23 protein-coding genes are annotated in these 23,826 nt (G+C 68.1%); 11 read left to right on the top strand and 12 right to left on the bottom strand.

From position 1 onward, the window contains the following. Positions 1-558 precede the first annotated feature (558 nt). Positions 559-1,137: a ClpP family protease gene (locus tag OG884_RS00295; protein WP_326640932.1), complete on the top strand. Its 579-nt coding sequence runs from the start codon at positions 559-561 to the stop codon at positions 1,135-1,137. 222 nt (positions 1,138-1,359) lie between these two features. Here OG884_RS00295 and OG884_RS00290 read toward each other — a convergent pair whose 3' ends face one another. Beyond that, entirely contained in the window at positions 1,360-2,085 is a 726-nt protein-coding gene (locus tag OG884_RS00290) for a DUF2470 domain-containing protein (RefSeq protein WP_326640930.1), read from the bottom strand. Between the two features lie 88 nt (positions 2,086-2,173). Here OG884_RS00290 and rpsD point away from each other — a divergent pair, with 88 nt between their 5' ends. Further along, positions 2,174-2,788 (top strand): 30S ribosomal protein S4, encoded by a 615-nt coding sequence (gene rpsD / locus OG884_RS00285; protein ID WP_326640928.1) that lies wholly within the window; start codon positions 2,174-2,176, stop codon positions 2,786-2,788. 97 nt (positions 2,789-2,885) lie between these two features. Here rpsD and OG884_RS00280 read toward each other — a convergent pair whose 3' ends face one another. The 3 genes from OG884_RS00280 to OG884_RS00270 are packed head-to-tail and all read right to left on the bottom strand — an operon-like array spanning position 2,886 to position 3,683. After that, entirely contained in the window at positions 2,886-3,020 is a 135-nt protein-coding gene (locus OG884_RS00280) for a hypothetical protein (protein WP_326640926.1), read from the bottom strand. 26 nt (positions 3,021-3,046) lie between these two features. Beyond that, positions 3,047-3,355: an acyl-CoA-like ligand-binding transcription factor gene (locus tag OG884_RS00275; protein ID WP_326640924.1), complete on the bottom strand. Its 309-nt coding sequence runs from the start codon at positions 3,353-3,355 to the stop codon at positions 3,047-3,049. 13 nt (positions 3,356-3,368) lie between these two features. Further along, positions 3,369-3,683 (bottom strand): TetR/AcrR family transcriptional regulator, encoded by a 315-nt coding sequence (locus tag OG884_RS00270; RefSeq protein WP_326640923.1) that lies wholly within the window; start codon positions 3,681-3,683, stop codon positions 3,369-3,371. A 163-nt stretch (positions 3,684-3,846) separates the two neighbouring features. On the opposite strand from OG884_RS00270, the gene OG884_RS00265 reads away from it, so the two are divergent. After that, positions 3,847-4,338 (top strand): TetR/AcrR family transcriptional regulator, encoded by a 492-nt coding sequence (locus tag OG884_RS00265; protein WP_326640922.1) that lies wholly within the window; start codon positions 3,847-3,849, stop codon positions 4,336-4,338. 261 nt (positions 4,339-4,599) lie between these two features. Here OG884_RS00265 and OG884_RS00260 read toward each other — a convergent pair whose 3' ends face one another. Together OG884_RS00260 and OG884_RS00255 are read right to left on the bottom strand one after the other, a co-directional pair. Next, positions 4,600-4,833 carry a hypothetical protein gene (locus OG884_RS00260; protein WP_326640920.1) on the bottom strand — a complete coding sequence of 78 codons (234 nt, stop codon included), beginning with the start codon at positions 4,831-4,833 and terminating at the stop codon, positions 4,600-4,602. A gap of 4 nt (positions 4,834-4,837) precedes the next feature. Next, complete coding sequence (locus OG884_RS00255; RefSeq protein WP_326640919.1) at positions 4,838-5,395, bottom strand: S8 family serine peptidase; 558 nt, start codon at positions 5,393-5,395, stop codon at positions 4,838-4,840. A 71-nt stretch (positions 5,396-5,466) separates the two neighbouring features. Here OG884_RS00255 and OG884_RS00250 point away from each other — a divergent pair, with 71 nt between their 5' ends. Further along, the gene (locus tag OG884_RS00250; RefSeq protein WP_326640917.1) at positions 5,467-5,994 is read left to right on the top strand and encodes a hypothetical protein; all 528 of its coding nucleotides are present in this window, start codon (positions 5,467-5,469) and stop codon (positions 5,992-5,994) included. A 188-nt stretch (positions 5,995-6,182) separates the two neighbouring features. Then, a complete protein-coding gene (locus tag OG884_RS00245; RefSeq protein WP_326635019.1) occupies positions 6,183-7,589 on the top strand; it encodes an IS1380 family transposase in 1,407 nt (468 codons plus the stop codon). Between the two features lie 1,413 nt (positions 7,590-9,002). On the opposite strand, the gene OG884_RS00240 is transcribed toward OG884_RS00245, so the two are convergent. Together OG884_RS00240 and OG884_RS00235 are read right to left on the bottom strand one after the other, a co-directional pair. Next, positions 9,003-10,415: a recombinase family protein gene (locus OG884_RS00240; RefSeq protein ID WP_326640915.1), complete on the bottom strand. Its 1,413-nt coding sequence runs from the start codon at positions 10,413-10,415 to the stop codon at positions 9,003-9,005. After that, positions 10,405-11,400, bottom strand: a complete 996-nt coding sequence (locus OG884_RS00235; protein WP_326640913.1) for a hypothetical protein — start codon at positions 11,398-11,400, stop codon at positions 10,405-10,407. The genes OG884_RS00240 and OG884_RS00235 overlap by 11 nt, the downstream gene beginning before the upstream one ends. 171 nt (positions 11,401-11,571) lie before the next feature. On the opposite strand from OG884_RS00235, the gene OG884_RS00230 reads away from it, so the two are divergent. Further along, the gene (locus OG884_RS00230; RefSeq protein WP_326640912.1) at positions 11,572-13,626 is read left to right on the top strand and encodes a spermidine synthase; all 2,055 of its coding nucleotides are present in this window, start codon (positions 11,572-11,574) and stop codon (positions 13,624-13,626) included. A gap of 104 nt (positions 13,627-13,730) precedes the next feature. Here OG884_RS00230 and OG884_RS00225 read toward each other — a convergent pair whose 3' ends face one another. Then, positions 13,731-15,347 carry an LCP family protein gene (locus OG884_RS00225; RefSeq protein WP_326640911.1) on the bottom strand — a complete coding sequence of 539 codons (1,617 nt, stop codon included), beginning with the start codon at positions 15,345-15,347 and terminating at the stop codon, positions 13,731-13,733. A gap of 757 nt (positions 15,348-16,104) precedes the next feature. On the opposite strand from OG884_RS00225, the gene OG884_RS00220 reads away from it, so the two are divergent. Together OG884_RS00220 and folP are read left to right on the top strand one after the other, a co-directional pair. Then, entirely contained in the window at positions 16,105-16,974 is an 870-nt protein-coding gene (locus tag OG884_RS00220; protein WP_326640910.1) for a LysR family transcriptional regulator, read from the top strand. A 97-nt stretch (positions 16,975-17,071) separates the two neighbouring features. After that, positions 17,072-17,905: a dihydropteroate synthase gene (gene folP, locus OG884_RS00215; protein WP_326640909.1), complete on the top strand. Its 834-nt coding sequence runs from the start codon at positions 17,072-17,074 to the stop codon at positions 17,903-17,905. A 10-nt stretch (positions 17,906-17,915) separates the two neighbouring features. Here the strand turns inward: folP and OG884_RS00210 are convergent, their stop codons facing one another. From OG884_RS00210 to OG884_RS00200, 3 genes are read right to left on the bottom strand one after another with little or no spacing between them, the layout of a single operon-like run. Further along, positions 17,916-18,230 carry a TetR family transcriptional regulator gene (locus tag OG884_RS00210; protein WP_326640907.1) on the bottom strand — a complete coding sequence of 105 codons (315 nt, stop codon included), beginning with the start codon at positions 18,228-18,230 and terminating at the stop codon, positions 17,916-17,918. Between the two features lie 59 nt (positions 18,231-18,289). Further along, positions 18,290-19,726, bottom strand: coding sequence for a sensor histidine kinase (locus OG884_RS00205; RefSeq protein WP_326640905.1), 1,437 nt, complete (start codon positions 19,724-19,726; stop codon positions 18,290-18,292). Positions 19,727-19,739: 13 nt separating this feature from the next. Further along, complete coding sequence (locus OG884_RS00200) at positions 19,740-20,414, bottom strand: response regulator transcription factor (RefSeq protein ID WP_326640903.1); 675 nt, start codon at positions 20,412-20,414, stop codon at positions 19,740-19,742. Between the two features lie 193 nt (positions 20,415-20,607). On the opposite strand from OG884_RS00200, the gene OG884_RS00195 reads away from it, so the two are divergent. Genes OG884_RS00195 through OG884_RS00185 form a run of 3 tightly spaced genes read left to right on the top strand, consistent with a single transcriptional unit; the run spans position 20,608 to position 23,787 of the window. Continuing rightward, entirely contained in the window at positions 20,608-21,768 is a 1,161-nt protein-coding gene (locus tag OG884_RS00195) for a LolA family protein (RefSeq protein ID WP_326640902.1), read from the top strand. After that, positions 21,765-22,793 (top strand): ABC transporter ATP-binding protein, encoded by a 1,029-nt coding sequence (locus tag OG884_RS00190; protein ID WP_326640900.1) that lies wholly within the window; start codon positions 21,765-21,767, stop codon positions 22,791-22,793. Before OG884_RS00195 ends, OG884_RS00190 begins: the two co-directional genes overlap by 4 nt. After that, positions 22,780-23,787: an ABC transporter permease gene (locus OG884_RS00185; protein ID WP_326640898.1), complete on the top strand. Its 1,008-nt coding sequence runs from the start codon at positions 22,780-22,782 to the stop codon at positions 23,785-23,787. The genes OG884_RS00190 and OG884_RS00185 overlap by 14 nt, the downstream gene beginning before the upstream one ends. The last annotated feature ends 39 nt before the right edge of the window (positions 23,788-23,826 follow it).

The following is a 23,826-nucleotide window of genomic DNA, read 5'->3' as shown; positions in this document are numbered from 1 at the left end:
ATGTGGGCGACGCCATGCTAATCCAGCCGTTGCCGGTCAAGGCCTCAACGCCGCGCGCCACGCGGAGGGTGATTTCGACTGAGGTCCGCCGCTGTGTTCCGCTCTCGCGGCGCTGTGAAACGCCGGGGCGCGTTTCCCGGTCGATCGTCGGCCACGCCGCGGTGACGGCCGCCCGCCGTCACCGGGATGCGGGCGGTGGATCAGAATCCCCCGAGGGCGCCGCGCCGGACGCCGTGACGCGGGCTGGACGGAAGGGGGCGGACACGGCGTGGCGAGCATCACGTATGGTGAGATCGCTTCGCCGCCGTGCTCCCCGGGCAGGAGGTCGCCTCCGCTCTCGGGCATCGCGCGACGAGGGTGAAACACTCATGCCTCGCGAGTGAAACTGTTGTCCCTCGCGAGTGAAACCGTCGTCTCCGGCGTGAAATCGAAATGACCGATGCTGCGCTTTCAGCGGAAAGCGCTCACAGCGAACGAACGGAAATCACGCTCCCGTACCGGGCTATGGTCACGGGTATTCGTTATTCGCAAATCCTGGGTTCGGAGTAGGTGGAGAACATGAGCGGTCCCCAGATCGTCCCCGAAGATCAGTTGTACCAGCGGCTGCTGCGCAAGCGGATCGTCGTGCTCGGCAGCGAGGTGAACGACGAGGTCGCCAACCGGATCTGCGGGGAGTTGCTCCTGCTCTCCGCCGACGACGAACGGCGCGACGTCTGGCTCTACATCAACTCGCCCGGCGGCTCGGTGTCGGCGGGCATGGCCATCTACGACGTGATGCAGTACATCCCCAACGACGTCGCCACCGTGGCCATGGGCATCGCCGGGTCGATGGGGCAGTTCCTGCTCTGCTCGGGCGCGCCCGGCAAGCGTTACGTCCTGCCGCACGCCAGGGTGATCATGCACCAGCCCTCGGGGGGACTCGGCGGCACGGCCACCGACATCGCCATCCAGGCCGAGCAGATGCTCTACACCAAGCAGATGATGCGCGAGCGGATCGCCTTCCACACCGGCCAGCCGCTGGAGCGGATCGAGGAGGACTGGGACCGCGACCGCTGGTTCACCGCCACCGAGGCCAGAGACTACGGTTTTGTCGATCAGGTCATCACGAACACCAGCGAGGTGGCGTCCGAGAACTGATATTCCGTTCCCGAGAAGATTCCCCTTGGCCGGTTTCCCGGTGAGCGATCCTGCTCTCGGGGCGGTTTCGTATGGAACAGCCTGGCGCCCATTTCCGGCCGTCGCCGGAAATGGAGCCGCGCGGTAATGCGCCGTCGGTCGTACTCCGGTTCTTTCTCCGCGCTTTCCCGGCCGATTGGCCGACCTTTTCCAGCCGTCGCCCGGGCGCACCCGGCCGCTGGGTCAGCGGTGGCAGAGCAGGCAGCGTACGGCCTGTTCGAGAGACTCGGCGTCGGTCATGGGTGAGGGCCAGGGGAGCCGGATCAGGGTCGGGTCCTCGACGCCGCAGCGGACCGTCGCCCCGAAGCGGTCGAGCTCCCAGAGCCAGGCCCCCGGCAGCGGCTCGGCGAGCAGGGAGCCCAGGGCGGCCTCCAACTGCCTGCGATGGGCGCCGTTGACGTGGTTGAGCATGCGCTCGGCCTCGCCCATCAGCGGGTCGGGAGCGGCGCCGAGATACTCCTCGGCCTCCAGCACGCCCGACTCGGGGCCGGTCATATAGATCACCCTGCCGACGTCGACGCGTAGCAGCCTGGGGCCGTCCGTCCCCTCCAGCACCTCGAACAGCGCCTCGTCGGGGCAGCGCTCGGCGATCGCCACAGCGGTCTGCCTCACCTCGGCCACGGGCACGACCTGCGCCCATCCCTGCACCTTGAGCAGGCCGCGCGAGAGCTCGTGCTCTCCCAGCGAGCGGTTCGATGTCAGGTCCACGGTCACCACGGGCTCGTCCCGCACGTCGTGGAGCGGGTCGCCCGGCAGGACGAGCAGCACCGGCCGGCCGACGCCGTCCACGCCGCCTCTGGCGGGCGTCGCGGGGCTGGTGCCTCCGGCGACGGACACGTGGGTGAGAGTGGCGCCGGCGGCGAGGGTGCGGACCCGCTCGGGGATCGGCGGAGCGGTGACTGGCTGCATGGACCGGCTCTCCTTGAGGTCGGGGAGAAACTGCTGTATAAGATTAGCCTTGCCTAACTAAGGTAAACCTAACCATAGAGGAGCGAGCGTGCGCTACACCGGACCGAAGGTGCGCCTGTCCCGCCGGGCGGGCGTGCCGCTGACCCGCAAGGCCGTCCGATACTTCGAGGAGCGCCCCTACCCGCCGGGTGAGCACGGTCGCAAGACCAATCGGCGGCAGACCGGTGACTACGGGCTGCGACTGATGGAGAAGCAGAAGTTGCGCTGGTATTACGACGTCTCCGAGCGCCAGATGCGTCGATACTGGGACCTGGCGTTGCGCGGCGGTGGCCGCGCGGGAGCCGAGCTGGTGGTGCTGCTGGAGACGCGGCTGGCCTCCCTGGTGCTACGTTCCGGCCTCGCCCCGTCCATCTACGCGGCCCGCCAGTACGTCGCCCACGGTCACATCGCCGTGGACGGCCGCAAGGTCGACATTCCCAGCTACCTGGTCAGGCCGGGCCAGGTCGTCGCGGTGCGCGAGAAGTCGCGCCGGATGCAACCCTTCGTCGCCGCCTCCGAGGGCGTGTACGCGGACGACAGGGTCGCCGCCTATCTCGGCGTCGACCACGCCGAGCTTCGGTTCACCCTGCTGAGCCGCCCGCTGCGCGAGCAGGTCGTGGTCCCGGTGGACGAGCAGCTCGTGGTGGAGTTCTACTCGCGCTGACCTGACGCCTATCCTCGGCGCCGGCCCGCCGCCCTCCGGGCGGCGGGCTTTCTCACGCCGTTGCCTCTCACGCCGTTGCCTCTCACGCCGTTGCCTCTCACGCCGTTGCCTCCCACGCGGTTTCCCGCACCACGAACGTGCACACCAGCATGAACGCCACGAAGAACACCCACGCCTCCGGGTGCTTGGCCATCACCTCGCGGGTGATGTCGGACCAAGCGTCCCCGGTCATCTTCCGCCGGGGTGAGTCGGGTCAGGTCACCGTGGGACGCTCGGTGACCTGACGCAGTAGTCGCCGATGCCCGACTCCAGGAGTTCGAAGGCGCGCTCGGCCTGTCGCCGCAGGTCAGGGGCGATGGTGTCGAGCGTCTCGCCCGCGAGCATGCGCTGGACGGCGTGGCCCATCAGCCCGCGCAGCACCGCGCAGATCTGGGCGGCGGCGAACGCGGGAGTGAGGTCGTCGGGGTCGGCGTCGGCCTCGTCGGCGAGCGTTCTGGCCAGGGCCTGCTCGCGCGCCTCGTTCATCTCTCTGATCCGGGCGTTGAGTGAAGGGCTCTCGGCGACCATGCGGGTGAAGGCGTCACTCCCCTCGTGGAAACCGTAGCGGTGGTGCCGGGTGTCGAGCGCGTCCAGGAAGTCGCAGCGCGCTATCCTGCCGCCCCCGCTCCCGTACGACCCTGCTCGGCAGGTCCTCCACCTCCTCCTGCCGGTCGAAGAGCAGGTCCTCCTTGGTGCCGAAGTAGTTGAAGACCGTGTTGACCGACACGTCGGCGGCCCTGGCGACCTCGGCCACCGTCACGTTGTCGAAGCCCCGCATCATGAACAGCCCGGTGGCGATGTTGGAGATGCGCTCCCTGGTCTCCCGTTTCTTGCGCTCTCGCAGGCCCTCGCTCATGAGGTCATTCTGAGGTCCTCCCGCCAAGGGAGCACGGCAGTTACGGCTCACAACATGTGGGAAGGTCGTTGACATCTGACGATAGTGAGTGAACACTATCTTCATGCCGGAACAAGCACCCCGACGGCGTCCTCGGATCGCGGCGTCACAGCGACGACAGGAGGTGCTGGCTGCTGCGCTCCGCGAGTTCAGCCAGAAAGGACTGCACGGCGGATCGACGACGACGATCGCTGCCGCGGCAGGAATCTCCCAGCCGAATCTGTTCCGGCTCTTCGCGACCAAGAAGGAACTGTTCATCGCCGTGCTCACCCACGTGTTCGAGGCAATCGAGCGCGAGATGATCCAGCGCGGCGCCTCCGCCCCGGACCCGTTGACCGCGATGGAGTCAGCATGGGGCAGGCTGCTCGTCGCCGACGACCTGATGGCGATGTACCTGCAGGGATTCGCCGCGTGCCACGACCCTGACATCCGCGTGGAAATGCAGCGCGCGACGCGCGCGATCTTCGAGAGGGTCGAACGGATGCCCGGGCTCGATGCCGCTCAAGCCCACCGCTTCTTCGCCGAAGGCCTGCTCTTCATGGCCGGAGCAGTGATGAACCTGGAGGACGAAGCCACCGAAGACGGCTGGGGGCGCCGCTTCCTGTACTCCGGCTGAATCCAGCCGGAGCAGGATCCCGATCAATCCCGACGTGGCCACGCACTATCTGTCCATCGTGCTGCACGGCCTGCCTGCCAGCCTTGCCCTCTTCCTCGGCCCACTGCAGTTCATCACCCCGCTGCGCGTCCGCCGACCGCGCCTGCATCGGGTGATCGGTGCGGTCGGCGACGGCTCCCAGCATGAAGAGGATGTTTGTGCACACTGGTGGCACGCGCCACGACCCCGGCCGGCTCTGACACACGATGACCTCCGGGGATCTCAGGCCGGGGGGCCGTACGGCTCGATCCTCGGGTCGGCGTAGGGGCCCCCGCCCGCCGCGGGATCGACGCGGCGGGCCGCGGCCTCGGTCACCCGCAGGCCGTACAGGTTCTGATCGGGGTCGATGAGCACCAGGCCGTAGCCGGTGTCGACGTCCTCTTCCGGCAGCCCCAGGTGCCGCATGGCCTGCGCGAGCGTCGCGTCGGACGGGAGCCGTACGGTGATCAGGAGCATGACCTCACGGTACGCGCTTGGCGCGGCGCCGCAACGAGGCGAGGATCCCGGGGGCGTCGATGACGCCGTAGCCGTGGTCGTGGTCGAAGCCGACGTCGCTCCGGTCGTCCGCGGTGCGCCGGAGCAGGGTGCGCAGCTGGCCGGGGGGCAGGAGCGAGGAGGGCCAGCGGGTGCGCACGGCCGCGATCAGGCCTGCGGTGACGGGGCACGCGGCCGAGGTGCCGGAGTCGGCCTCGTCGTCGCCGAAGGCCCGGGAGCCGGAGAAGTGGGTGTAGGCGCACAGGTCCGGCTTGCGGGCGACGAGGCGGCCCGGACCCTGTGAGGAGTAGCCGACCCGCTCGCCACGGGTGTCGACGCCGCCGATCGACAGAACGCGCGGATGGGAGTTGGCGCCCGTGATGGGCCGATCCGGGTAAGCGCACCGGCCGTCAGGGCAGTCACGCCCGCAGTTTCCCGCGGCGAACAGCACGTCGGCGCCCGCACGCTCCAGGCTGGAGACGATCAGGTTGAACGGGTGGGCCGGGTTGTCGGAGTAGTTGCCGGGGTGACCGGGCAACACCATTTAACCTCACACATCAGTGCAGGTCAGGAGCCTAGTGGACACGTGGGCACGCTGTCCCAGATCATCCCACCATGGAGACGGAGATCAGCACCCCGGTAGAGCTTGAGGCGCGCCTGGGCCGGGGCCTGCTGACTCTGGCCGACCTTGACGGCCTACCTCCAGGGGAGCGCGTAGCAACCGCGCACCGGATCATGAACGCCCTTCAGAGAATGGTGGATCAGACCCACTCTGAAATGAGAGCGGTCATCGCCGAGGCTGCGATGTCGGCACCTGAAGAGGTCTCCAAATCGCTTGGCGTGTCCGCCAGCATGGTTGAACGAATGTCTGCCGACCCTCGATGCCCTGATTTCCCATTGCTGCGCTCCGCTCTGCGTACCGCGATGTTCCTGCGACCACTGCCCGTCGAGGCGGTCCGGAATGTCGGTAAGGCGCTCCAGATTCAGGGAAGCACGGATGAGGACGTAACGGCGCTATGTCGCCTACTCCTGTCCGTCGAGGAAGAGGCCCCTTTCGATGGTCCGGCGTGGGCCGGAATCAGCCTGAAGGATCAGGAGTCGTTCCGACAGGCCGTGATCTACGCTCGAAGCCTGCTCGGCTAACCTGCGCACCTCCTGACCGACCTCACTGCCTGCGCGGCCTATCGACGTCCTCGCGCTGTTCACCTGAGCCTGGATCCACCGAGCCGATTCTGAACTGAAGATCCTGAAATGAGAGGAGGTGCCCTCCGACCTGGGATGATGGGAGTTCTTCAGGCTTCCGTCACCTTGATCGAGAGGACACCTCTCAAGTGCAATTGTTCCACGACTCTGCCAAGACCCATGCGATCTTCGATGAGGAGCGTGTAGTCGCGTACGGCGGGCTGGGGCCGGTGATGCGGTTGGCCGAGCGGTGCGGCCTGAGCGACCTGGCGGGCGAGCACGTCACTCCCACCGGCCGGGACGGCGTGAACCCGGCGGCGAAGATCGGCTCGATCGTAGCCGGGATGGCCTGCGGGGCCGACAGCATCGATGATCTGGACGCACTGCGCCACGGCGGCATGGACACGTTGTTTACCGGTATCCGCGCACCGTCCACGCTGGGATCGTTCCTGCGGTGCCTGGCCTGGGGCAACGTCCGGCAGATCGAGAAAGTGGCCCGCCTGCTGCTGGCCCGGCTGGCCGCCCATACGCCGTTGCTGCCCGGCGCGGACGTGCTCGCCTTCCTCGATGTGGACTCGATGCAGCGACGTACCTACGGCTACAAGAAGCAAGGATCGGGGTTCGGCCACACCAAGATCGGCGGCAAGGGCGTGCTGGTGCGCGGGCTGAACGTGCTGGCCTCCACACTGTCCACACCGCTGGCCGCCCCGGTGGTGACCGGCACCCGGCTGCGCGGCGGAAGCGCGAACTCCGCCCGCGGCGCGGCCTGGTTCGTGCGTGAGTCGATCGGCGCGGCACGATCAGCGGGCGCGAGCGCCACCCTGATGATGCGCGGGGACTCGGCGTTCTACACCGCAGGCGTGATCAACGCCTGCCACACGAACGACGTGCGCTTCTCCGTCACCGCCAAAATGGACCCCAAGATCAAAGCCGCGATCGCGGCGATCGACGAAACCGCCTGGACAGCGATCAAATACCCCAACGCCATCTTCGACGAACAAGCAGGGGGCTGGATCTCCGACGCCGAGATCGCGGAGGTCGCCTACACGGCGTTCGCCGCGAAGAAGGGCCAGGCCATCACCGCCCGGCTGATCGTGCGCCGGGTCAAACGGCTCAACTCGCAGACCGGGCTCCGGCCAGAGGAACCGTTCCCGCTCTACCGCTATCACGCGATCTTCACCGACAGTCCGTACGCCCTCGGGCAGGCCGAGGAACAACACCGTGATCACGCGGTCATCGAGCAGGTCAACGCGGACTTGATCGACGGGCCATTAGCGCACCTGCCCTCGGGCGTGTTCACCGCCAACGCCGCCTGGCTGACCTTGGCGGCGATCTGCCACAACCTGCTGCGCGCGGCCGGCTGCCTGGCCGGAACCTTTCACGCCAAGGCGCGCGGCGCCACCCTGCGCCGCCATCTCATCGGCGTGCCCGCCCGCATCGCCCGGCACGGCCGGGGCCACCTCACCCTGCATCTTCCCCGGTATTGGCACTGGCGGCACGCATGGATGAACCTCTTCCAAGCCGTCCACCGGCTGCCACCGATCCGCGCGGCTTGACCCGTCCCCGCCCTGCCACCACTCTTCCCTCGACCTCCACGGTCACCCGCGCCCTCGCGCACGAACCCCGCCCCCGAGCCCGTGAACGCCTGGACAATCCGTGACCCGCGCACGGCGGGTTCTCCACACCCCAAATCAGACCCCCGTCAGGCAAAACGGTCCTGGTGAAGGAATCGAACCGAAGAATGATCACCAGAATTCACGCCGTGGATCCAGGCTCAGGCATGCTGGCCATTGGAATAATCCTGGCTTCTCAATAACGTCCATCCCCGGATTAGGTGCCGATTGAGCCGCTTCGGGTCGTTGTATATCCCGATCTTGATCGCCTTCAGCTCGGGATTGATGAGCAGATAGACAGTGCCGGGAAGGTCGGTTTTGTAGCCGCGCTTAGCGCAGAAATAGCAAGGTCCTTGCCCAGCGATAAGATTCCCAAGGCGCGGAGTGCATGGATGCCCTTTTTTTGTGCAGGTGCCGGACCAACTTGTCCCTGTATTGATGTATCGTGCGTCTGGGTCTGGCCTGAATCCACATCTATTCGCTATGGCGCGCGCCTCGAACTCCGTATATGGAGAATTTTTGGCGCAGCGCTCGCAGGTGCTACGGCCTCCCGCAACATTGCTATACGTCGGGTAGGTAACATGTCCCAAGCGTAAACAGATACATTCCCAAGGCTCGTTTGCCCCTGGAAAGGGCTCGAGAGGTATCACGCTAGCCCGTCGGATCATTAGGAGTCGCGCAGCATGTGGATGCACAGCTTTGCCGGCGCAGTATTTGCAGGCAGTTCCTTTGCTCCGGCGAGCATCAACTAAGCGTGGAGAGATTTCCGCTGGTTTTCCGAACCATATGCCTGGACACTCAGGGTTCATGCAGATTGAGGGCCAAGGCTCACTAACACCTGGGCATATTTTTTCAATGGGGTCAACCTTGGCGGCCCGCATCTCTGTCACTGCGGCTTCATTGGGAAACCTCCTCTTTTGTGCTTGAGCCTTACGTGCACACGGGTCGCAACCGCCTTGCCCTTGGTTAACGACGCTGTTGTATCGCGGTTTGATGAATTCTCCGCATTCCATGCACACGCACAGCCACGGCGAATTTGTTGGCCTGCTCTCGGGCATGTATGATACGGGCCAACAATCGCGTTCTTTCATTCGCTGTTTGGCGACTTCCGGATCTATCCTAGGGCGTCCCATGGCCGTTCTTCCTTAACGGCGCGGAGCGCAATTAGGCATTGGCAGCATCAACACGCTGGCCATTATGTAGGAACATGGGATTGTTGGCGCCATGCATGCGGAAATGCAATCAAATAGTGATCATCATGGTAGGCTGGATGTGACCAGGTGTCCGATGGGACATCCGGACTGCTCTCAGGAGGGCGCTCTCATGGCCCTGTGGGGCTTTTCTGTGTCTCTAGGGCTATGCCTCAATGCCCAGCGCTAGCCGCTCGACCCGCTCAAGATCGCCCCAATTGGCGTGGATGGTCGGGGTCTTCGCGCCGGGCTCCATGTGGACCTTGAGGACAGCCCCTTGCTCTCGCAGCCACACGTTCCGTTCCCCGATGTCCATGGCGTTCCAGATATCGCCGTACCGCTTGCCTGTCTCTACGTACCGCACGCCTGACGGGCGTTGCGGGAGGGAGGCCAGGTGGTCTCTCTGGGATTCCAGATTTGCCATGATCCGGTCAAACTGCGCTACCTGGGCGTCTGACTGGAACTTGCCCCTGAGGTATCGGTCGTCATACAGCTCTGTGATTGCTTCCACGACACGTTCCAGCTCTTCTGAGTGATCCTCTCCGGGGTCTTCGATTTTCTCCCGGACGTTGAAGTCGCCGACGTGGTCGAGAATCCTGTCATCCACCCACGAATGCATGAAGTCAGCGCGGACCACGGGCGCGTCGCACTCCTTCGACAGGAGGCCCGAGCACCTGTAGTAGTCGGTCAGGCTACGGCCCGACTTCTTTTTCAGGTTGAACGGACGGCCGCAGAGGCCACAGTAGGCGACCCTCAGGAGGAGGCTCGCGTTCTTCCGGTACTTGTCCTTGGGCGCCGGTGCGATCGCCTTTTGAAGCTTATTCCAGAGGAACAGAGGGGTGATCGGCTCGGCGTGCCTAACGGGCATGCCATCCTTCCCACGTACTACCTCACCACCGTGGTTAACCTCGCCTAGCAGGATGCGAGAACGGAAGATGTTAGAGATTGTGGTAGTGGTCCACTTGGACCCCTTCGAGGCCTTCCCTGCCCGTCCTCGGGCAATATCCATTGACGTGGGAACCTTTGCTTCGTTCAGTTCCAGCATGATCTGGCGGAGTGACTTACCGGCAATGCAATCTTCTATTGCCTGTCGGAGAATCGGGGCATACTCCGGATCGTGTTCAAGGACTGTTCCCCATTCCGGATGGGGGACTAGCTGGAAACCGAACGGGACGTTACCGCCACGGTAACGGCCGTTCTCCCGCAAATGTTGTTGCTTGGCTTTCTGCCGTTCGCTGATCGCGTTAGCTTCCATCTGGGCGAAGATCGCTACCAGATAGAAGAAGATCTCCCCATAGGCATCTTCGGAGTCGATCATCTCCGTGCTCGACTTGAGCCGGATTCCCCGATCACGGGACCACGTCAACATCTTGTCTACGTGGGAGACCTTACGGACGAACCTGTCCAGCCGGTAGAACACGATCACGTCGTATTCGTCGGAGCGGTTGTTCAGCCAACCGCCCAACTCCGGGCGCTGGAATGGATCAAACGTCGTAGCGGAGACATCGAGATCCTGGGCTATTCCCACTACCTCGAATCCTGATTTTTCGCATTCAGCTCGGCACTCTTTAAGCTGCACCTCGGGCGAGGTTGTCCCATCCGACACCTCGGACAGGCGGATAGCGATCAATGCGCGGGGCTTGCGACCGGCGGCTATGGCGGCGGTGCAGCGTGTGGTCTGACGTGGGGGCACGAACCGAGACGCTACGCCCATCATGGCGAGTAGGGCAAATAGTCTTCCTTGGTTGACCGGCGGGGAAGTCCCAGCTGGGAGAGAAGGAGCCCCAGCTGTTGCTGACGACCAGTGATCGCGAAGCGGCGGGCTGGGCTTCGAGGACGGTGCGCAGGTGGGCGAAGGCCGCCACCGCGTCCGACAGCAGGCCGTCCAGGGCCGAGCCGCCGGGCCTCCGGGAGAGTAGCACGGGCACGTCGATCAGCGACGCCCTCGGGGCGGCGATGAGCGCGTCGAAGGCGCACATCGTGCCGTGGTCGACAGGGAACTCACCCGCCCTGCCCTCCACCCCCGACGGTTTCCAGCTGCGCCGTTCGTCGACGGTGACGTCGCGGCCGAGGTGCCGGGCGACGTGCGCCGAGTTGATTCCGGTGTCGAGCACCGCGAGCGCGACGCCCGAGCCGTCGAGGCCGTCGCGAGCCAGCTCGGTGACGTGGAGCAACCGCTCCACGTCCCGCCAGTCGCCCATCGGGGGCGTGCCGCCGCAGGTGAGGCCCCGCTCGATCACCGGGTCGGCGAAGACCCCCACGACGTCTGGGCGGAGCGTGGGCAGCAGGGTGATCCGGGTGGATATCTCGTCGTCGGAGATCTCCCCGCGGACCAGGACAGAGGCCTCGTCGTCGGCGAAGGAGAACGTCAGCGGCTGGTTGAGCGAGAGGGGATCGCCTCCGGCGCCGGGTATCGGACGGGGGGCGACGACAGGCGAGAAGGAGGGGTCCACGACGACCCCCGGTAGCGTGTCGGCGACGTCGACCGCCGCCGTGCTCACCGAGGGGTCGGCCACGGCCGCGACGACGTCGGGGGAGGGGCGGAGCTGGAGCAGGACTCGCATGTGCACCACCGGGACTCGGGGGAATCGGGTTCCACCACATTCCTGCATCCACCTCGATCGCGTCCAGCCGTTGAAACCAGCCCCTATCAGGCTCCACATCACCTAACCGGCGCAAACAGCGAGCATGGATTTCCTTCCCTGAGCGAGTACCGGTCACTAGCGTTGGACGGCATGACCGCAGCGGCGGAGACGACGCCACCCCCTCATCCCGATGTCCGGCACACGCACTGGCTGGGCACCCGGCCCAGGCTGATCGTGGCCAGTGGTTTCATGCTCTTCCTGGAGCTGGCTTTGATCCGGTGGACCGGGTCGAACATCGTTCATCTGAGTTACTTCACCAACTTCGTCCTGCTGGGATCCTTCCTCGGTATCGGGCTCGGCTTCCTGCGGGTGGGGCGCAGTACCCGACAGCCCTACTACTCGCCGATCGTGCTGGCGGTCCTGGTCCTGGTCGTGCTGATCTTCCCGGTGACCGTGGACCGCCAGACCGAGGGCGTCCTGTACTGGACGAGCCTGAGCGCCAGCGGGCCGCCGGCCTGGCTGATCCTGCCGGTGATCTTCGCCGCGGCGGCGATCGTGCTGATGGGCCCGGCCGAGCTGGTCGGCCGGTGCTTCCCCGAGCTCGACCGGCTGGAGGCCTACCGCTACGACCTGATCGGCAGCCTCAGCGGCATCGGGCTGTTCACCGCGCTGTCGTTCCTCAGCGCGCCCCCGGTGGTGTGGGGGACGATCGCCGCGATCGCCTACGCGGTGCTGCTCTGGCCCCGCAGGGTCTGGGCCCGGGTGGCGCTGCTGGTGCCGTCGCTGGTCATCGTCGGTGCCCTCGCGATGGAGACGCTGACGGCGGGGGCGCTGTGGTCGCCCTACTACAAGGTGACCTACGAGCGTGGCTACTGGAACGACGTGCCGCTGATGGACATCAAGGTCAACGGCATCCCGCACCAGCAGGCCACCCCGGCGAAAAGCCGCCTGGAGTGGGAGCGCCAGTACGCCCTGCCGTACGAGCGGGCCGCCTCGGGCAGGCTGGACGACGTGCTGATCGTGGGCGCGGGCAGCGGCACCGACGTGTCGATCGCGCTGTCCAAGGGGGCCAAGCGCGTTGACGCCGTGGAGATCGACCCCAAGCTGCTTGAGCTCGGCCGCTCCTACCACCCGGACAGGCCCTACGACGATCCCCGGGTCACCACCCACGTCACCGACGGCCGCGCCTTCCTGGAGAGAACCTCCGACAAGTACGACCTGATCCTCTTCGCGCTGCCCGACTCGCTCACCCTGGTCTCCGGGGCGAGTTCGCTGCGGCTGGAGAGCTACCTGTTCACCCAGCAGGCGATGGAGGCGGCCAGGGACCACCTCAAGCCCGGCGGTACCTTCTCGATGTACAACTACTACCGCGAGACCTGGCTGGTCGACCGGCTCGGCGCGACCATGCAGGCCGCCTTCGGCCACAAGCCCTGCGTCGACATCGTCAGCGAGGCCGGCCAGCAGGCGGTGATCACCGCAGGTCTCACCACCGAGGCGCAGACGTGCGGCGCCGAGTGGGCGGGGGCGACCGCCGACACCCCGCCGCCGAGCGGTGACGACCGGCCCTTCCTCTACCTGAAGGACCGGACGATCCCGCAGATCTACATCATCACCCTCGGCCTGATCCTCATCGTCAGCCTGCTCGCCGTCCGGGCCGTCGCCGGCCCGTACCGGCGCATGCGCCCGTACGCCGACCTCTTCCTGCTCGGCGTGGCGTTCCTGCTGCTGGAGACCAAGAGCGTCACCGGGTTCGCGCTGCTGTTCGGCACCACCTGGGTGGTGAACGCGATCGTGTTCGGCGGAGTGCTGGTCGCCGTGCTCGCCGCGGTGGAGGTGACCCGACGCTTCAGGGTGCCGTCCCTGCCGGTGATGTACGGTGTGCTGCTCGCCGGGCTGGTCCTGGCCTGGTTGGTGCCCAACTCCTGGCTGCTGGGCCTGCCGCTGCCGCTGCGCGCGGTGGTCGCCGTGGTCGTGGCGTTCCTGCCGATCTTCGCGGCCAACGTGGTGTTCGCCAAGCGCTTTGCCGACTCCGCCGACGCCACCGTGTCCTTCGGCGCCAATCTGCTGGGCGCGATGGTCGGCGGCTGCCTGGAGTATCTGGCACTGGTCATCGGCTACCAGGCGCTGCTGATCGTGGCGGGCCTCGTCTATCTCGGCGCCTTCGCCCTGCTGCCCAGGACCACCAGGACCGTCGGGGCGGGCTGAGCCGGGGACACGGCGGCCCCGGCGGGCGCGGGTTCGAGGAAAAGCGTGGCCCGTCCTCCTCCGGGAGGACGGGCCGGCTGCGCGCGGGGTGGTCGTTGGACCGGTCAGAACCCGCAGGCATCGTCCAGCGACTGGGCGTTGCCGTTCTGGGTGGGGGTCTGGCTCGGCTGGACCGTCGTGCTCCTGGAGGGCTTGGGCGTGGCGGCGGGCGTCGCGCCGCTCGTGCCGGGGGAGGCGGTCACCCCCGCGGCCTGGGGGCGGCGGGCGGGCCTCAGCGACTGGCGCAGCGTCCTGGCGGTCGCGGCCCGGATCTTTTGCCAGTCCGGCGAGCCGGTGTAGAACTCCGGCGGCACGAACTGGAGGCTGACGATCCTGGCGTCCTTGACCTTCAGCCCCAGTTCGGTGATGTGCTCAAGCAACTCGCGGGGAATGTCGGTCTTGGCGGACTTCTTGGCCGCATTTGCGATCTTGGCGAAGTTGGTGAGCACCACCGAGGGAGTGGCCTGCTGGGCGAAGGCGCCGATGACGCAGCGCTGGCGGGCCATCCGGGAGAAGTCGTCGCTGCCGACGCGGGAGCGCCCGTACCAGAGTGCCTCCTCGCCGGAGAGCTTCTGGTATCCGGTCTTGATGGTCCCGGCGGTGCCGTAGAGGCCGCCCCACGGGACGTCGCGCTCCACCTTGATCCTCAGACCGCCGATGGCGTCGACCAGGTGGGCGAAGCCGTACATGTTCACCAGGGCGTAGTAGTCGATCTTCAGATTGAGCGTGTAGCCGATGGCGTCCATGAGCGCCGCGGGGCCTCGCTGCCCCGTCTTCTTGCCGGGCATGACCTCGGGGTGGTCCTCGGCGTACTGCCAGACCTCGTTGAGCAGGCCGCCGTTGGGCAACTCGCGCATGAAGCCGTTGGGGAACTGCTTGGCGAGCGTGGTGCCCGGTGTGAAGCGGACGTGCTGAAGGTTACGGGGAAGGCTGAACATGGCGGTGTTGCCGGTCGCGACGTGCACGCTGGCCACGTTTATGCTGTCGGTCCGCACGCCTTCCCGGTTCCCGGCCCCGTCACCGCCGATGAGCAGGAAGTTCACCCGATCGCGCCCGCCCCACGGGTCCTCGTGCTTGATAGGTACGGCCGACGCTTTGTCCGCGTTGCTCTCGAAGATGCTGTTGGCCGCGTCCTTGATGGTCAGCACGGTGCTCGCGGTCAGCGCGAACGGCGCCATCACCGACACGCACAGCAGGCCCACCGCGATGCCCGACACGATCTGCCCCCTGCCGCTGAGCCTTTCCGGCCCCAGGGAGATGTAGGAGAAGAGCACTAGCAGGAACCAGGCGATCGCGCCGACGATGGCCAGGGTCGCCCCGGTCGTCAGCGTGCTGTCACGGGCGAAGAATCCGGTGTTTCCCCCGCCGCTGAGGACGAGCCCGCCGACCAGGGCGGTGAGCAGCAGCACACCGAAGATCGTTAGCAGGATGTATCCGACACGGCGGCGTCCCGACCGCAGGTGCGCCGCACCGGGGAGAATCGCCGACAGTGCGGTCCAGCCGATGAGCGCGCCGACCGTCAGCGGCCTGGCGAAGCGGGGCCGTCCGCCGGGACCGGGTGGTGGTCCACCGGCCGGTCGGGGTGGTGGTCCGCCGGGACCGGGTGGTGGTCCACCGGCCGGTCGGGGTGGCGGGGGGAGCGTCCCCTGTCCATCGGGAGCGCCCTGGGCCCCGTCTGACACGTTGTGAACCTGGGGCGCGTCGGGCGTGCGAAGGGGAGCCTGTGTTTCGGCCGGACTCTGCGCGCCGCCGTGGCCTGTATCGGCGCCCGCACCGGGACCCCCGCTGCGGCTCCCGCCGCGACGCCGGGGGCGCCGTTTCCCGCTTTCGCCGGCGAGATCCCCCGAGTCTTCCCCAAGGTGCATCGTCACACCGCTTCCTACTACGTTTGCCCCGGTCCACCTGGCAAAACAGCCAAGGTTCCCCGATTGAACGGAATTTGCCAGGATTCTAGTCCCCATACCTGGACATGACAGACAGATGGCCAATCTACGGTGAATGGTCTCTTAACCTGCGGCGTCACCTATGAGGTCGGTGCCGGTCGGATGCCGCTCTTCTCGTGGCCCGGTGCGGGCACCGGTTGTCGGCTCACCGGCGAGCCAAGGTCACGGGGGTTCCGGGTGACGGAGACGGCTCCCCGGGCGAGGGCGGTGAGGGCCGAGAGCGGCCCTGAGCCGCCCGTACGGGTGGTGCCGGATGTGGTCCCCGGGGTGGTGGGGACGGCTGAGGGTGCTGTTCGCTGACTGTCAAGCTGTCTCCCCGGTTAATCCGAGGTCCGGTATGCACTACAAGTCCGGACCTTTGCCGAATTCGGGGCGTAAGCATACTGATTTATCATCCGTCACGGATGTCGCTGCATTCGATTACATTCCGAAATCATCCAAGGTGATCTCTGTGATGTGCCGGACCGATCCGGGGCACGTGTCCTAGCTTCAAACCATGAATCTGCAGCAGCTCCGCTATGTGGTCGCGACGGCGGAGCATCGCACCATGACCGACGCGGCCAGATCGCTGTACATCGCGCAACCCGCGCTCTCCCGTGCGATCAGGGATCTGGAACGAGAACTCGGGATGACGTTGTTCGCACGTTCCGGACGTGGCGTGGTCGTCACGGCGCAGGGACGCCGGGTGGTCAAGCTGGCCCGGGAGGCACTCGACGCCGTTCGCGAGATCGAGGCACTGTCCACGCACGGCCACGCATCCGAGGCGGAGCTCCGCATCGCCTCGATACCCAGCCTCGAACCGGGGCTGGCCGGTCGCCTTCTCCCCGCGTACACCGCGGAACATCCCGGGGTACGCATTCACATTGTCCGCTGTGACGGGCGGGACGGCGTGGTGAGCGCCATCAGGGACCAGCGGGCCGACCTCGGCCTGACGGATCTGCCCGTCCCCACCGATCTGGTCAGCCACCCGCTGGAGCGCCAGGAGATCGTGCTGATCTCCCCGCCCGGTGTGGACCTGCCCGACCCGGTGCCGATGAGGAGACTCAACGGCATGCGGCTGGTGCTGCCGGTTCCCGGCAGCTCCCGGCGCAGGGAGTTCGACGCGCTCTTCGCCAAACACGGTGTGGCCCCCGTGGTGGCGACGCAGCTCGACGAGCGCGGCAACTGGCTGGGCACCGTCCGTTCGGGTACGGCCTCGATGCTCTGGTACCGGGGGATGGCCGAGCAGGCCGCCCGCGCCGGACTCGTGGTCCGCACCCTCGATCCCTCGGTCCGCCGGGTGATCGCGATCGTTCACGCGCGACGGCGGCTGCCCGCCATCGCCCAGGAGTTCCTGTCCGTGGCCGAAAGTGGGTCGGCCGCGTAGGAGCCCCGAGGCTCGTCAGTTTTCCCCAAGTTTCCCCCAGAGGCGGCGCAGGTGGGAGCGCCGTCCTCTCCGAAGCCGGGCTATAGGCTCGGTCTCGATGACTATTCTGCAGCTGCGAGGCCGTGAGTTCCGGCCCGGCGAGTTCGCGATCATGGCGGTGGTCAACCGCACCCCCGACTCCTTCTTCGACCGGGGAAGGACGTACGGTTTCGAGGCGGCCCTGGAGGCGGTGGACGGCGCCGTCGCGGGAGGCGCGGACATCGTCGACATCGGCGGCGTCAAGGCGGGTCCCGGCGACGAGGTCGACCCCACCGAGGAGATCCGCCGGGTGGCCGACCTGGTCACCGCGGTCAGACGACGCCACCCCCGGCTCATCATCAGCGTCGACACCTGGCGCGCGGAGGTCGGCGAGGTCGTCGCCGAGGCGGGCGCCGACCTGCTCAACGACACCTGGGGCGGGGTCGACCCCAACCTGGCCGGTGTCGCGGCCAAGCACGGCATCGGCCTGGTCTGCGCGCACGCCGGACGGGTAGCCCCCCGCACCCGCCCGCACCGCATCGCCTACACCGACGTGGTCGCCGATGTCATCGGCTACACCGTCGACCTCGCCGAGCGCGCCGTCGCCGCGGGGGTGCCCAGGGAGTCGATCCTCATCGACCCGGCGCACGACTTCGGTAAGAACACCTGGCACTCCCTGGAGGTCAGCCGCCGGCTGAACGAGATGGTCGCCACCGGCTGGCCGGTGCTCGTCGCGGTCTCCAACAAGGACTTCGTCGGTGAGACCCTCGGCGGGCTCCCGGTGGACGAGCGTCACGCGGGAACCATGGCCACGCTGGCGGTCTCCGCCTGGCAGGGAGCCCGGGTCTTCCGGGTCCACGACGCCGCGTCCGCACGCGCCGCCCTGGGCACCGTCGCCGGGCTCCGGCGATGACGCCGGCGCGTCAAGAGTAGATGACCGACAGGAAGCGGATCAGGACCGCCTCCCGGCGGTCGGCGGGAAGGGCGTCCAGGACGGCGTTGACCACGGCCATCTCCGGCTGTCCCGAACCGCCTGGATCCACCCCGACCGCGGCCGCCAACTCGCCGAAGGCGGCGTCGTCCAACGCGTCCAGATCCAGGCCCGCGACCAGCTCCACGCTCAGCCCGGCGGCCTCGGCGATCTGGCTGATGGACGCGCTGTCATATCCCAGGGCGGCGAACAGGCTGGTCGCGACCCGGAGGATCGGCTCTCGCCGGCTGCCGTCACCGGAAGTCATGAATGTGACGTTAGGTGTTGATCGATCACCTGGCCAAGGAGGCCGGTGACAAGCCTTGGTCAAGATAGGGGAAGTCGTACGACAGCTCGGAGGCCCGGTGAGGCGTCCTCCAGGTGGACCGCGCCGCCGTGGGCGTGGACCGTCTCGCGCACGATCGCCAGACCGAGACCGGCTCCGCCCTCGTCGCGGCTGCGCGCGCTGTCCAGCCGGGTGAAGCGGTCGAAAACCCGCTCCCGGTCGAACTCGGGAATGCCGGGCCCGTCGTCGGTGACGGTCAGCACGGCGTCGGCTCCCTCGGCTCGCAGCTCGACCAGTACGGAGGTACGGGTGTGCCGGAGCGCGTTGTCGACCAGGTTGGCCGGCACCCGTCCCAGATCCAGCGCGTCCCCGGTCACCACGATCGGGTCGTTGCCGATCCTCACCGTGACGGCCTGGCCGTACCGCTCGACGGTCTGCTGGACCAGCTGGTCCAGCTCCACAGGCTCCCTGCGCGCCGGTGTACCGCCGCGCTCGTCCAGGCGGGCCAGCGCGAGCAGGTCCTCGGCCAGCCGGGACAGGCGCATGGTGTCCTCCAGCACGCCCTCGGCCGTCTCCCGCCAGTCCTGCCCCCCGGGATGGCCGAGCGCCACCTCCAGCTGGAGCCGGATGCTCGCCAGCGGGCTGCGCAGCTCGTGCGCCGCGTCCGAGACCAGGGCCCGCTGCCGGATGTCCGCCTTCTCCAGCCGGGCCAGCATCGCGTTCAGCGTCGTGGCCAGGCTGTGCACCTCGTCGCGCGCCTCGGGCACCGGCAGGCGGCGCGAGCGGGCGGTGTCGGTGATCTCCTCCGCGCCCCGGCGCAGCGCCGCGATCGGCCGCAGGGTCCCGCCGATGATCACCCAGCTGACCCCGGCGAGCAGGATCAGCAGCAGCGGCGTGCCGACGAGCAGCACGTGCCCGGCCGTGGAGATGCTGGTCTGCACCTCGCTGAAGGGGCGCGCCGCGATCACCGTCCTTCCCCCGTCGGCGCTGAGCACCCGGACTCGCAGCACGTGCGGGATGCCGTACGGCTTCCCGTTCAAGAAGCGCGCCTCGGCCGCGCCGATCGCCTTGGCTCGGCAGGCGGCGTTCAGCAGCGGCACCAGCCTGTCGGTGCCGGCGGTGGTGTGGGTGATCCGCCCCGCACCGTCGATCACCTGCAGGAGCGTGCCGTCCGGCGAGGTCATCTCGCCGGGCAGCCGCCCGGCGTCGGCCAGTGAGACAGTCTCCCTGGCCCGCTGGTAGATCGAGTCGTCGATGGTGCTCAGCAGCGCGTTGCGGAGCACGCCGATCATCACGTACGCCGAGACCACGAGTGCCACCGCCAGCACGGCCGAGGCGACCGCGGTCAGCCGGAAACGCAGGCTCCTGCGCCGCCACAGGCCGACCGCTCGACGTTTTCCCCCCGGTGCCGCGCCGGTCGCCGGGAGCGGGTCGGCCGGGGGAGCCCGGCGGGGCCGGGGCGCGGAATCAGCCGCCATGTCAGCCGCCATGTCAGCCGCCATCGCCGGCCAGCCGGTATCCCGCTCCCCGCACCGTCTGCAACGCGTTCCTGGAGAACGGCACGTCGATCTTGCGCCGCAGATAGCCGACGTAGACCTCGACCACGTTGGGGTCGGTGTCGAAGGTGTCCCAGACGTGCTCCAGGATCTCCGTCTTGGAGACCACCTCGTCGTGGTGGCGGATCAGGAACTCCAGCAGCGCGAACTCCCTGGGCGTCAGCTCCACCGGCGTCTCGCCCCTGGTGACGCGCCGCCGCGCCGGATCCAGTGCCAGGTCCCCGGCCCTCAGCACGGACGGGCGCCGGTGCGCGCCGCGCCGCAGCAGCGCCCTCAGCCTGGCCACCAGCACCACGTACGAGAACGGCTTGGTCAGGTAGTCGTCGGCGCCGAGGTCGAGCCCGTCGGCCATGTCGTACTCGCCGTCCTTGGCCGACAGCATCAGGATCGGCACCCAGTTCTCCTCCGCCCGCAGCTGCTTGCAGACGTTGTAGCCGGAGATCCTGGGCAACATGATGTCCAGCACCATCACGTCGTACTCGCCGTGCCTGGCCTGGTGGAGGCCGTCCTCCCCGTCGTGCGCGAGGTCGACCACGAACCCCTCGGCCTGCAACCCCCGCCGCAGGGCCGCGGCCATCCGCCGCTCGTCCTCCACGACGAGAACCCGCATGATCCACCTCTTCCCTCACCTCGAACGTCCCCATCCTCGACCACCCGGCCTGAGAGGCGGCTGAGAATCCTGTGAGTCCTCTCAGACTGTCTCAGCCTCGGCACAGGAGCCGTCCAGCAGGCTGCTGCTTACCGGGATCGACGGCATACCGTGGAGGAATGAGATGTCAGAACGAGCGAGACGCGGACGCACGGTGAGATGGGCCGTGCCGGTCGCCGCGGTCGCGGTGATCGCCGGAGCCATCGGAGCCGGGCCGGTCATCGCAGCTGTCCAGGGGGATCCCATCCTGCCCGAGCGTACCGCCGAGCAACTGCTCGCGAGTGCGGCCCAGGCAGGCCGGACCGGGTTGAAACCCATGTCGGGCACCGTCATGCAGACCGCCTCGCTCGGGATCCCCGGACTGCCGGAGGTCTCTGGCATGGGCGGATCCTCACCCGCCGCCCTGCTCGCGGGCTCGCACGAGCTCAAGGTCTGGTACGGAGGAGCGGGCAAGGTCCGCTTCGCCCTCCCCGGCCGGATGAGCGAGACCAACCTGATCACCAACGGCGACCAGGTCTGGCTGTGGCAGAGCGACGAGAACAAGGCCACCCGCGTCAAGGTCGAGGGCGGGGAGCAGGGTGAGGGGGCGGCCCGCGCCCACGAGGCGCTGCCCACGGCGACCACGCCGCAGCAGCTCGCCCAGCAGCTGCTGCAGCGGGTCGGCGCCGACACCGTGGTCAGCGTGAGCAACACCGAGAAGGTCGCCGACCGCGCTGCCTACCAGCTCGCGTTCGCGCCCAAGGACACCTCGTCCCTGATCAAGGAGGTCAAGCTGGCGCTGGACGGGGAGACCCTGGTCCCGCTGCGGGTCCAGGTCTACGCCAGGAGCGCGGCCGAGCCCGCCTTCGAGGTCGGCTTCACCTCGGTCACGTTCTCCCCGCCCGCCGCGGAGAACTTCACCTTCACCCCGCCCGCGGGCGCCAAGGTCGAGGAGACGTCGATCGGCGAGATCCTCAAGGAGCAGAAACCGGTGCAGGACGAGGGGCTCGAAGACGCGCAGAAGCTCAAGGGCGAGGTCAGCACCGTCGGCGACGGCTGGACCACGGTCGCGGTGCTCCCCGTCTCCGAGCGGGAGCTCACGGGCGGGGCACCGGGACAGGGCGGGGCGCCGGGCCAGGGCGGGGAAGCCGCGGGACAGGACATCGGCGCGATCGGCGACGCCCTGCTGAAGTCGGCCAAGCCGATCAGCGGGACGTGGGGCAGCGGCAAGGTCATCCAGACCAAGCTGCTCTCCGCGCTGCTGACCGACGACGGCCGCCTGCTGGTCGGCGCCGTCACCCCGGAGAAGCTGTCCGAGGCGGCCGGTCGAAAATGAGCCGGACGCCGACAGACGCCGGGCCGGCGATGGACGCCCCCGGATCCCACCTCGGGGATCCGGGGGGCGGTGCCCGGCGAGAGACGCCCGGTGCGGAGCTCTCCATCGTCACCAGTGGGCTGACCAAGCGGTTCGGGAGCGGGCAGGTGGCCGTGGACGCCCTCGACCTCGCCGTGCCCAGCGGGTCGGTGTTCGGCTTCCTGGGCCCCAACGGTTCGGGCAAGACCACCACCATCCGCATGCTGCTCGGCCTGGTGGTGCCGACGGCGGGCGAGTGGCGACTGCTCGGCACATCGATGCCGGGCGGGGTGGGCGGCGTGCTGTCGAGGGTGGGGGCACTGGTCGAGGGGCCGGCCTTCTACCCCTACCTGTCGGGTGAGGCGAACCTGCGCCGCTACGACGCCGCCGACCCGTCGGCCGACCCGCGCACCGTCTCGGCCAGGATCGGACTCGCCCTGGAACGGGTGGGCCTGGCCGCCGCGGCGGGCAAACGCTATCGGGCCTACTCGCTCGGCATGCGCCAGCGGCTGGCCATCGCCGCCACGCTGCTCGGCCCCAGAGAGCTGTTGATCCTCGACGAGCCGACCAACGGGCTGGACCCGCAGGGCACCCGCGAGGTACGCGGCCTGGTCAAGGAGATAGCCGCCGAGGGGACCACCGTTTTCGTCTCCTCCCACCTGCTGGCCGAGGTGGAGCAGATGTGCTCCCACGTCGCGGTCATGCGGACCGGGCGGCTGGTCGCGCAGGGACCCATCGCCGACCTGCGAGCCTCGGAGACGGTCAGGATCCGGGTGGAGACCCCCGACACCGCGACGGCGGCGGCCGTGCTCGCCGGGCTCGGCCTGCCGGAGGTCCGTCTCGGTGACGGCGGCGTCAGCGCGGCGCTGGGAGCCGTCCTGCCGGAGCGCGTATGCGCGGCCCTGGTCACAGGCGGGGTCGCCGTCCGCGGCCTGGCCGTCCAGCGGCCAAGTCTCGAGGACGTGTTCGTCGGCCTGACCGGGGAGGGATTCGATGTCGACGGTTAGCGGGAAGGAAGCCGTGTTCACCGAGAACGCCGTACACGCCAGCCCTGACCATGCTCCGTCCCCGGCGGCGGGCTCCGCACCGGGCTCCGCACCGGGCTCAGTGCCGGGCCCGGCCATGGCGGCGGGTGGGCACGCGGCCGGAGGCCCGATTCCTGCGCGGCGGGCGGTGAGCGCCCCCAGGGCGTGGCTGCGGCTGCTCGGCTCGGAGATCGGCATGACATTCCGGCGGCCCAGGAACCTCGCCATGCTCGCGGTGCTCACCGTGATCCCGGTACTGATCGGCATCGCACTGCGGATGTTCGCCGGAACCGGCGGAGGCGGCGGTCCGGCGATCTTCGAACAGATCACCGGGAACGGGCTGTTCCTCACCTTCGCCGCGCTCTCGCTCCTGGTGCAGCTCCTGCTGCCGGTCTCCGTCGCGGTCGTCGCCGGAGACTCGATCGCCGGGGAGGCGGGCATCGGCACGTTGCGCTACCTGCTCGTGGCCCCGGTGGGCCGGACCCGCCTGCTGGCTGTCAAGTACGCGGGTGTGGTCGTCTTCTGCCTGGCCGCCGTCACCGCGGTGGCGCTGTCCGCGCTCCTGACCGGCCTGGTGCTGTTCCCGGCGGGCCCGATCACGCTGTTGTCCGGAGGGACGATCCCGTTCCTCGACGGGCTGCTGCGGATCGGCGTCGTCGTGCTGTACGTCACCGCGGGCATGGCCGCCCTCGCCGCCGTCGCGCTGGCCATGTCGACCCTGACCGAGGTGTCCGTCGGAGCCATCGCCGCGACAGTGGTCGTCGTCATCGTGGCCCAGGTCCTGGGGGCCGTTCCGCAGCTGTCCGCGATCCAGCCGTACCTGCTCACCGAGTGGTGGAACGGCTTCGACGGCGTCCTGCGGGACCCGGTGGCCACCGGTGACATGGGGCAGGGCCTGCTGGTCTTCGCCGCCTACGCCGCCGTCTTCTGCTCCATCGCCTGGGCCCGCTTCACCGGCAAGGACATCACCGCCTGAGCTCCTGCCCCGACGGGCGCGCTCGAAGGCGCAGTGGTC

Source organism: Streptosporangium sp. NBC_01755 (genome assembly GCF_035917995.1).
Taxonomy (GTDB): domain Bacteria; phylum Actinomycetota; class Actinomycetes; order Streptosporangiales; family Streptosporangiaceae; genus Streptosporangium.
This window is presented reverse-complemented; position numbering and strand designations above follow the sequence as displayed.

Excerpts from the sequence above, each read along its gene's own strand:
- OG884_RS00295 (WP_326640932.1), top strand. The coding sequence starts at position 559 with ATGAGCGGTCCCCAGATCGTCCCCGAAGATCAGTTGTACCAGCGGCTG.
- OG884_RS00275 (WP_326640924.1), bottom strand. The coding sequence starts at position 3,355 with ATGGTCGCCGAGAGCCCTTCACTCAACGCCCGGATCAGAGAGATGAAC.
- OG884_RS00185 (WP_326640898.1), top strand. The coding sequence starts at position 22,780 with ATGTCGACGGTTAGCGGGAAGGAAGCCGTGTTCACCGAGAACGCCGTA.
- OG884_RS00220 (WP_326640910.1), top strand. The coding sequence starts at position 16,105 with ATGAATCTGCAGCAGCTCCGCTATGTGGTCGCGACGGCGGAGCATCGC.
- OG884_RS00290 (WP_326640930.1), bottom strand. The coding sequence starts at position 2,085 with ATGCAGCCAGTCACCGCTCCGCCGATCCCCGAGCGGGTCCGCACCCTC.
- OG884_RS00255 (WP_326640919.1), bottom strand. The coding sequence starts at position 5,395 with ATGGTGTTGCCCGGTCACCCCGGCAACTACTCCGACAACCCGGCCCAC.
- folP (WP_326640909.1), top strand. The coding sequence starts at position 17,072 with ATGACTATTCTGCAGCTGCGAGGCCGTGAGTTCCGGCCCGGCGAGTTC.
- OG884_RS00205 (WP_326640905.1), bottom strand. The coding sequence starts at position 19,726 with ATGGCGGCTGATTCCGCGCCCCGGCCCCGCCGGGCTCCCCCGGCCGAC.
- OG884_RS00260 (WP_326640920.1), bottom strand. The coding sequence starts at position 4,833 with ATGCTCCTGATCACCGTACGGCTCCCGTCCGACGCGACGCTCGCGCAG.
- OG884_RS00230 (WP_326640912.1), top strand. The coding sequence starts at position 11,572 with ATGACCGCAGCGGCGGAGACGACGCCACCCCCTCATCCCGATGTCCGG.
- OG884_RS00270 (WP_326640923.1), bottom strand. The coding sequence starts at position 3,683 with ATGAGCGAGGGCCTGCGAGAGCGCAAGAAACGGGAGACCAGGGAGCGC.
- OG884_RS00190 (WP_326640900.1), top strand. The coding sequence starts at position 21,765 with ATGAGCCGGACGCCGACAGACGCCGGGCCGGCGATGGACGCCCCCGGA.
- OG884_RS00210 (WP_326640907.1), bottom strand. The coding sequence starts at position 18,230 with ATGACTTCCGGTGACGGCAGCCGGCGAGAGCCGATCCTCCGGGTCGCG.
- OG884_RS00250 (WP_326640917.1), top strand. The coding sequence starts at position 5,467 with ATGGAGACGGAGATCAGCACCCCGGTAGAGCTTGAGGCGCGCCTGGGC.
- OG884_RS00235 (WP_326640913.1), bottom strand. The coding sequence starts at position 11,400 with ATGCGAGTCCTGCTCCAGCTCCGCCCCTCCCCCGACGTCGTCGCGGCC.
- OG884_RS00280 (WP_326640926.1), bottom strand. The coding sequence starts at position 3,020 with ATGACCGGGGACGCTTGGTCCGACATCACCCGCGAGGTGATGGCCAAG.
- OG884_RS00200 (WP_326640903.1), bottom strand. The coding sequence starts at position 20,414 with ATGCGGGTTCTCGTCGTGGAGGACGAGCGGCGGATGGCCGCGGCCCTG.